This is a genomic window from Nitrosomonas eutropha, assembly GCF_003201195.1.
In the GTDB taxonomy this organism is placed as follows: Bacteria; Pseudomonadota; Gammaproteobacteria; order Burkholderiales; family Nitrosomonadaceae; genus Nitrosomonas; species Nitrosomonas eutropha.
On record NZ_QICQ01000057.1, the window covers coordinates 1 to 6,041 of the forward strand.

At 53.8% G+C, this 6,041-nt stretch carries 10 protein-coding genes and 1 pseudogene; 5 read left to right on the plus strand and 6 right to left on the minus strand.

Annotated elements, in window-relative coordinates; genetic code table 11:
* Positions 1–52: 52 nt before the first annotated feature.
* Positions 53–229 carry a hypothetical protein gene (locus tag C8R14_RS13630; protein WP_160803637.1) on the plus strand — a complete coding sequence of 59 codons (177 nt, stop codon included), beginning with the start codon at positions 53–55 and terminating at the stop codon, positions 227–229.
* Positions 230–398: 169 nt separating this feature from the next.
* Here the strand turns inward: C8R14_RS13630 and C8R14_RS12745 are convergent, their stop codons facing one another.
* The 5 genes from C8R14_RS12745 to C8R14_RS12760 all read right to left on the minus strand — a co-directional run bounded on the left by C8R14_RS12745 (position 399) and on the right by C8R14_RS12760 (position 1,812).
* Positions 399–635, minus strand: coding sequence for a hypothetical protein (locus C8R14_RS12745; protein WP_204987608.1), 237 nt, complete (start codon positions 633–635; stop codon positions 399–401).
* A gap of 34 nt (positions 636–669) precedes the next feature.
* Positions 670–963, minus strand: coding sequence for a BrnT family toxin (locus tag C8R14_RS12750; protein ID WP_041353831.1), 294 nt, complete (start codon positions 961–963; stop codon positions 670–672).
* A gap of 340 nt (positions 964–1,303) precedes the next feature.
* Entirely contained in the window at positions 1,304–1,486 is a 183-nt protein-coding gene (locus tag C8R14_RS14245) for a helix-turn-helix domain-containing protein (protein WP_011635019.1), read from the minus strand.
* A complete protein-coding gene (locus C8R14_RS14250) occupies positions 1,458–1,634 on the minus strand; it encodes a hypothetical protein (RefSeq protein ID WP_240142331.1) in 177 nt (58 codons plus the stop codon). Before C8R14_RS14250 ends, C8R14_RS14245 begins: the two co-directional genes overlap by 29 nt.
* On the minus strand, positions 1,618–1,812 hold the full coding sequence (locus C8R14_RS12760) for a type II toxin-antitoxin system RelE family toxin (protein ID WP_041353558.1): 195 nt from the start codon (positions 1,810–1,812) through the stop codon (positions 1,618–1,620). Before C8R14_RS12760 ends, C8R14_RS14250 begins: the two co-directional genes overlap by 17 nt.
* Positions 1,813–1,893: 81 nt before the next feature.
* Here C8R14_RS12760 and C8R14_RS14255 point away from each other — a divergent pair, with 81 nt between their 5' ends.
* The 4 genes from C8R14_RS14255 to pta all read left to right on the plus strand — a co-directional run bounded on the left by C8R14_RS14255 (position 1,894) and on the right by pta (position 5,814).
* Positions 1,894–2,175 carry a sugar nucleotide-binding protein gene (locus C8R14_RS14255; protein ID WP_011635018.1) on the plus strand — a complete coding sequence of 94 codons (282 nt, stop codon included), beginning with the start codon at positions 1,894–1,896 and terminating at the stop codon, positions 2,173–2,175.
* A 145-nt stretch (positions 2,176–2,320) separates the two neighbouring features.
* On the plus strand, positions 2,321–3,346 hold the full coding sequence (locus C8R14_RS12770) for a class I fructose-bisphosphate aldolase (RefSeq protein ID WP_011635017.1): 1,026 nt from the start codon (positions 2,321–2,323) through the stop codon (positions 3,344–3,346).
* Between the two features lie 151 nt (positions 3,347–3,497).
* Positions 3,498–3,680, plus strand: coding sequence for an L-serine ammonia-lyase, iron-sulfur-dependent, subunit alpha (locus tag C8R14_RS14475; RefSeq protein ID WP_369668797.1), 183 nt, complete (start codon positions 3,498–3,500; stop codon positions 3,678–3,680).
* A gap of 4 nt (positions 3,681–3,684) precedes the next feature.
* Positions 3,685–5,814: a phosphate acetyltransferase gene (gene pta / locus C8R14_RS12780; protein WP_011635016.1), complete on the plus strand. Its 2,130-nt coding sequence runs from the start codon at positions 3,685–3,687 to the stop codon at positions 5,812–5,814.
* Between the two features lie 141 nt (positions 5,815–5,955).
* On the opposite strand, the pseudogene C8R14_RS12785 reads toward pta, so the two are convergent.
* A pseudogene (locus C8R14_RS12785) lies at positions 5,956–6,041 on the minus strand (IS5/IS1182 family transposase); the annotation flags it as partial.

Here is a 6,041-nt window from a genome sequence, read left to right on the forward strand (position 1 = left end):
AAGCTGAGGTAAACTACTATAGGCAATTCGCCAGGGAAGCCATTCCGGTGGCTTGACTTTAACCAAACAGCCTCCTCAAAACCCGGGACGATTCAAGGGAAGGGCCGGTGGTTGTCGCTGGAATAACGGAAGTGGTGTCAACGACTCCCGGGGTGGTGGGGGTGGCATGTTGTGGAGAATATATCGTGCAGCACGGGAGACTCCGCCAGATGAAAATGGCGGACGGTAATGCAAAACCAAATACTATATGCACCTGTCCTCTATACTCTACACGGTTTCTGATGGGCTACAGCTTTATCCTGACAAAGCAGTTATGTCGCATGTCGCGCCGCCCGTGTTTGACCTTGCCGAATATTCCATGAAAACCGTGGTTTGTGTCCCCATTCTCGTGAAAATAATTAGTCTATCAGATCCCGCGTGGCTTCTTCGATTACAGCATCAGATACGCCGCGTTTTTTTAACGCTTCGATCAGTCGTACTACTGATATGCCGGAATACCGTTCTTCGTCTTTACGTAATCCTTCACTAATGTATGACTTCAGTAATGTCTGGTATCCGGAAAAACCTTTATGCGGAGCAATTTCCTTTAGGGATTCCACGACATCAATCGGGATGCGCAATGTGATCGATGTCATTGGGCGATCCTTTTGCAGGCGTTTTTTTAAGCGTTCAGAGAGCATAGTTGAGTTCCTCCTCGGGTTCAGCGCGGCGGGCGGAAATAATACGGATACAAGATTCTTCAATCTCAATATGAACCACATAGAGCAAGCGGCCGGTCACATCAAAACCAATAGCGGCATCGCGTGCTTCATCGTTACGGGAAGCATCAGTCAATATAAACAATGGATCGGAGAAAACCGTAGCAGCTTCCTCGAAACGGACGCCATGCTTGTGCAGGTTTTTTTCTGCCTTGTCTGCGTTCCAAATGAACAAATCGCCATTCAGCTCGTAATAAATGTTCATTGTAAATATTTTATCATTTGTATTTACAATGTAAACATATAACAGCATGGAAAATAGAGACTACCCATTAGCCGTCCGGGGTCAAGCGAGTGAAGAAATCCATGGCGACGTGAGTCGCCGGTTTTGAAACCTGTTCTTCGTTTGCAATAGTCGATCACGTCCGTTTCTTCCAATCATGGCTGCGACAAATCGCGCCAGACATGTTCTGTGGTCAAGTGAGCGGCGATAATTCTGCCCGTCACCCTGGCGACTTCGCCGTCCATGTTTGACCTTGCCGAATATTCCGAGAGCCGTGGTCTACCCCCATTTCCTCCCATTTTCACCATTTTTTCCTCAAATTTTAGTACGCCAATTGTTCGAGAGTGATACCCATCGCCGTCGCAGCCTTTTCAAGCGCTGCCTTGCGCGGACGCTTGGCAGCTTCGATCTGTGCGTAACCTGCTTGCGTGATGCCCATGCGTTTGGCCATTTCTTCCTGGGTCAGCATCAGGTATTCACGCCAGGCTTGCAGCATGGATCTCATTCATGATGTGTTTTCCAACAACTTCATTGGGGATCATGCCTGGTCTTACTACACCAGGCAGCTTAATAAATTCATCATAAGGCACGACCACAAAAGCCGGCTTTCCACTGCTATCCAGAATGGTCTGGTAGTTAATAAGTGCGCTCATTGCGTTTTTTCACCTCTTCAATATCAATAACATGAATGCTGCCGTTGAACTCGAAGAACACCCGGTAGTTACCTACCCTCAGCCGATAGCTGTATTCGTGATGAGTAAGTTTCTTCACCCCTTGGCAGTTTGGAAAATCAGCCAATGCTTGAATCTCTGTAAATATCTTCTGGCGCATAGCAGTTGTTTTGATTTTCTCAACTTTTTAAGGGCTTTGGGCTTCCAGTCTTTTGCGAAGGTAAAAATAAAAAGAGTACACATGAAGATCTTGCTATTAGGCCAATCCGGTCAGGTGGGCTGGGAGTTGCAGCGTAGCTTGGCTGTGCTGGGGCAGGTGGTAGCGCTGGGGCGTGATAATCATGAGTATTGCGGGAATGTTAGTGATCCCGGAGGGGGCGGCTACAGTGCACGCATTCCTTTCATCTCTGGGTTGACCTTTACCCCTGGGTGTTCTGCGACTGAAGCGCCAAAAGACGTCAAAAGCTTTATTTTTTGTGCTAAACAGACTGGGGTGGCGTCATCTTTCGATCAATTATCATAGCAGTTGACAACGGAGCTGGCTTTCAATAAATTGAAAGTTCATGGAAAAGAGAATTTACTTTTCTTGTGTCTCTCACCCGTCCGGGCTCTTAAAGTAGTTCCCACCAAAGATCCGGTTTGATGTTTAAGCCGCAAAGAGGATGCTCATGAATATTCAAAATCAGTTGCAGGCAACCGTCGAGGCGTTAGTACAGCAGGGCAAAGGTATCCTGGCCATGGATGAAAGCAGCCCGACGATCGCGAAACGCTTCAAACCAATCGGGGTGGAATCAACCGAGGAAAATCGCCGCAGTTACCGCAGCATGTTATTGGCAACACCGGGTCTCGGTGAATTTGTCAGCGGTGTTATCTTGTTTGAGGAAACCCTCGGGCAAAAAGCGGATGACGGTACTCCGTTGCCGGCGCTCGCCGCGCAACAAGGCATTGTGCCGGGCATCAAGGTCGATAAGGGTAAACTCGCGTTGGCCAATGCGCCTGGGGATGAAATCACCGAAGGTCTGGATGGTCTGGCACTGCGTTTGGAGAGCTACAAGCAGCAGGGCGCACGATTCGCCAAATGGCGTGATGTGTACCACATCTCCGCAACCACCCCGAGCCGGTTGGCCATCGAGGCCAATGCCGAGGTCTTGGCGCGGTATGCCTCTATCTGCCAGACGCTGGGCATTGTGCCCATCGTTGAACCCGAAGTGCTCATCGATGGCGATCACAGCATCGACCGATGCGCTGAAGTCACTGAAGCGGTGCTGCATGAAGTATTTCATGCATTACACTGCTATCACGTAATTTTGGAGCATATGCTGCTGAAGCCCAACATGGTAATCCCGGGTAAAACGCACGCCCAGAAGGCCAGCCCGGAGGAGGTGGCTGAGCAGACGATCAGGGTACTGCGGCGCACCGTGCCGGCGGCTGTCCCCAGCATCAATTTTCTGTCTGGTGGGCTGACTCCGGAGGAGGCGACTGCCAATCTCAATGCCATGAATTGTCTGGCACCGCAACCCTGGGACCTGAGTTTCTCGTACGGCCGTGCATTGCAGCAGCCTGCCTTACAGGCCTGGAAAGGCAATGCAGGTAATGCCGCAAGTACTCAGGCTGCACTCTATCTGCGTGCCAAACTCAACGGTGCCGCACGTCATGGCAGCTATAGTGTCACGATGGAGCCAGCGCAGGAGTGAAAAATCGGTGAATAGGCGCGTTTGGGAACTGCATAAGTTATTCTATTCATAGCCGAGCTTGGCTGTACTCAGGCCACGGCCCGGAATGATATATCTTGGTTTATTAATAATTATCAAAGGGCGCAATGGTATTTGAATGGCGGCAGATGTTATGGAGGCGGGGCATTTGTCCGTCTTGTACCTGTGCGATCCGATCGGCGGACTGATGCAGATTCCATGTATCGAATGCAATGCCATAGGATCAGTCAAAGCATCCCCGTGCATGGCCATACGGCAGGAATGGCAAAGGTCACGCAGCCGTAGCGGGAGAAATGCTCGCCCATCACTAAACTAGCGTCGTGGCCAAGAGTTTGTACCTGACGTCTGCCGAGGGGCGCACCGGTAAGAGTGCCGTAGCACTTGGACTACTCGATGCTCTTCTCGCGGATATCCCTTCTGTGGGTATCTTTCGGCCGCTTATTCGCTCCGGCAGCCAACGAGATCGTGTGCTTGAGCTGTTGCGCGAGCGCGCGGGCGGCATGATCCCCTATGAGGTATGCGTTGGCGTGACCTATGAAGACGCCGCGCACGACCCGGATGCTGCCATGGTGCAAATCGTGGCTCGATTCAAAGCGCTCGAAGCGCAATGTGATGCGGTCATTATTGTGGGATCTGACTTCAGCGACGTTGCAGCGCCGAGCGAGCTTGCCTTCAACGCGCGGGTTGCAGCGCACCTCGACTCACCGGTGCTGCTCGTGCTGGGCGGGCGCTCGTCCCAGAGCGGCCCCGAGATCCTCGGTCAGTCTGCGGCGCGGACTGCCGCAGAGCTCGCGCAGCTTGCTCAACTGAGTCTGCAGCAGCTCCAGGCTGCACACGTCTCACTGCTTGCCACCCTGGTCAATCGGGCGGATCCTGACGCGCTCGATCACATTCGCAGCGCGGTCGCCGTTGTGTTGCCGCCAATGACCCCGGTCTGGGCGATTCCGGAGGAGGTGTTGCTTGTGGCTCCAACGGTTGCGTCAGTGCTTGAGGCGGTCGAGGGAACTTTGGTACGCGGTAGCGAGGAACTGCTGAGTCGTGAAGTACCCGGCCTCGTTATTGCTGGTATGGCGATGGAGCACGTGCTGCCGCGACTCATCGAAGGTGCAGCCATTGTGGTTGCCGCCGACCGGGCCGAGACTCTGCTTGCTGTTGTAATGGCGCACGAGGCTGTAACTTTTCCAACCCTTGCGGCGGTGGTGCTCAATGGCGACTTCGCGCTCTCACCCGATATCGAGCGATTGCTCGATGGCATTGATTCGCGGTTGCCCATCATTCGCACTTCCCTTGGCACGTTCGACACGGCGCAACGCATTGTCCGCGCCCGCGGTGTTCTGACGCCCGACTCGCGTCGCAAAATCGATACAGTCCTTGCTCTGTTCCGGGAGCACGTCGATGTGTTTGACCTGCGCTCGCGGCTGAGGGTGTACACTGGTGGCGTCGTCACCCCACTCATGTTTGCGTACGAGTTGTTCGAGCGAGCAGCGACATTTCAGTCGCATATTGTGCTGCCGGAGGGCAGTGACGACCGGATCCTGCGTGCTGCGAGCACGCTACTTTTGCGCGGTGTGGTGCGACTCACTATTCTTGGCCAGCCCGCTTCGGTAAGGCAGCGTGCAGCCGAGTTGGGGCTTGACCTCGATCGTGCCGATGTCATTGATCCAGCAGAGTCGCCGTTATGCGAGCAGTTCGCCGAAGAGTACACGCGGTTGCGCGCGCATAAGGGCGTCAAGATTGAGGAGGCCCGTCACCGGGTCACCGATGTCAGCTACTTTGGCACGATGATGGTGCACTTTGGCCTCGCCGACGGTATGGTCTCGGGTGTCGCGCACACCACCGCTCACACAATCAAGCCAAGCTTCGAGATCATCCGCGCGCGCCCTGGCGTCTCAGTTGTGTCAAGCGTCTTCTTCATGTTGCTTGAGGATCGGGTGCTCGTTTATGGTGACTGCGCGGTGAATCCCAACCCGAACGCCGAGCAGCTCGCTGACATTGCGATCTCATCGGCCGAGACAGCCGCCCAGTTCGGGGTCGAGCCTCGCATTGCGATGCTCTCGTACTCGACGGGTGGGTCGGGCAGCGGCGCCGAGGTCGATTTGGTGCGCCGGGCCACTCAGCTTGTGCGCGAGCGCCAGCCCACGTTGCTTGTCGACGGTCCGATTCAATATGATGCAGCGAGCGACCCAGTGATCGGGGCTGCGAAGCTGCCTGGATCACCTGTTGCTGGTCGCGCCACCGTTTTCATCTTCCCCGACCTGAATACGGGCAATAATACCTATAAGGCTGTGCAACGCTCGGCCGGTGCCATTGCGGTCGGCCCTGTGCTGCAGGGCCTGAACCGTCCCGTGAATGATCTCTCGCGTGGTGCCACGGTCGAGGATATCGTAAATACTGTCGCGATCACCGCTGTGCAGGCAGGGCTCGCGCGTAACAAGAAGAATTCCGTATGAGCCCAATGGTGGATTGTCATCGCTCAAGTATCTACCAATCTGTAGTGGTCTAATTTGCCCGGGAGCTGAAATGAGCTACCAGCTCGTCAAACAGTTGCCAAAGAAGGCGATCCCTGTTGCCCGTAGTTTGTAAGAATCTGTTTATGATCTTCTGAGTATCAGTGCCATGAAGGCCAGATGAATAAACTGCAAGCTGGTGTTAAGTTTACGCTCACAATTTTTCCATA

What these genes read in the sequence shown, in the direction of transcription:
- C8R14_RS14475 (WP_369668797.1), top strand. Translation starts at nt 3,498, where the DNA reads ATGGAGGCGGGGCATTTGTCCGTCTTGTACCTGTGCGATCCGATCGGC.
- C8R14_RS12770 (WP_011635017.1), top strand. Translation starts at nt 2,321, where the DNA reads ATGAATATTCAAAATCAGTTGCAGGCAACCGTCGAGGCGTTAGTACAG.
- C8R14_RS14250 (WP_240142331.1), bottom strand. Translation starts at nt 1,634, where the DNA reads ATGAGCGCACTTATTAACTACCAGACCATTCTGGATAGCAGTGGAAAG.
- C8R14_RS14255 (WP_011635018.1), top strand. Translation starts at nt 1,894, where the DNA reads ATGAAGATCTTGCTATTAGGCCAATCCGGTCAGGTGGGCTGGGAGTTG.
- C8R14_RS12745 (WP_204987608.1), bottom strand. Translation starts at nt 635, where the DNA reads ATGACATCGATCACATTGCGCATCCCGATTGATGTCGTGGAATCCCTA.
- C8R14_RS12750 (WP_041353831.1), bottom strand. Translation starts at nt 963, where the DNA reads ATGAACATTTATTACGAGCTGAATGGCGATTTGTTCATTTGGAACGCA.
- C8R14_RS12760 (WP_041353558.1), bottom strand. Translation starts at nt 1,812, where the DNA reads ATGCGCCAGAAGATATTTACAGAGATTCAAGCATTGGCTGATTTTCCA.
- C8R14_RS14245 (WP_011635019.1), bottom strand. Translation starts at nt 1,486, where the DNA reads ATGAGATCCATGCTGCAAGCCTGGCGTGAATACCTGATGCTGACCCAG.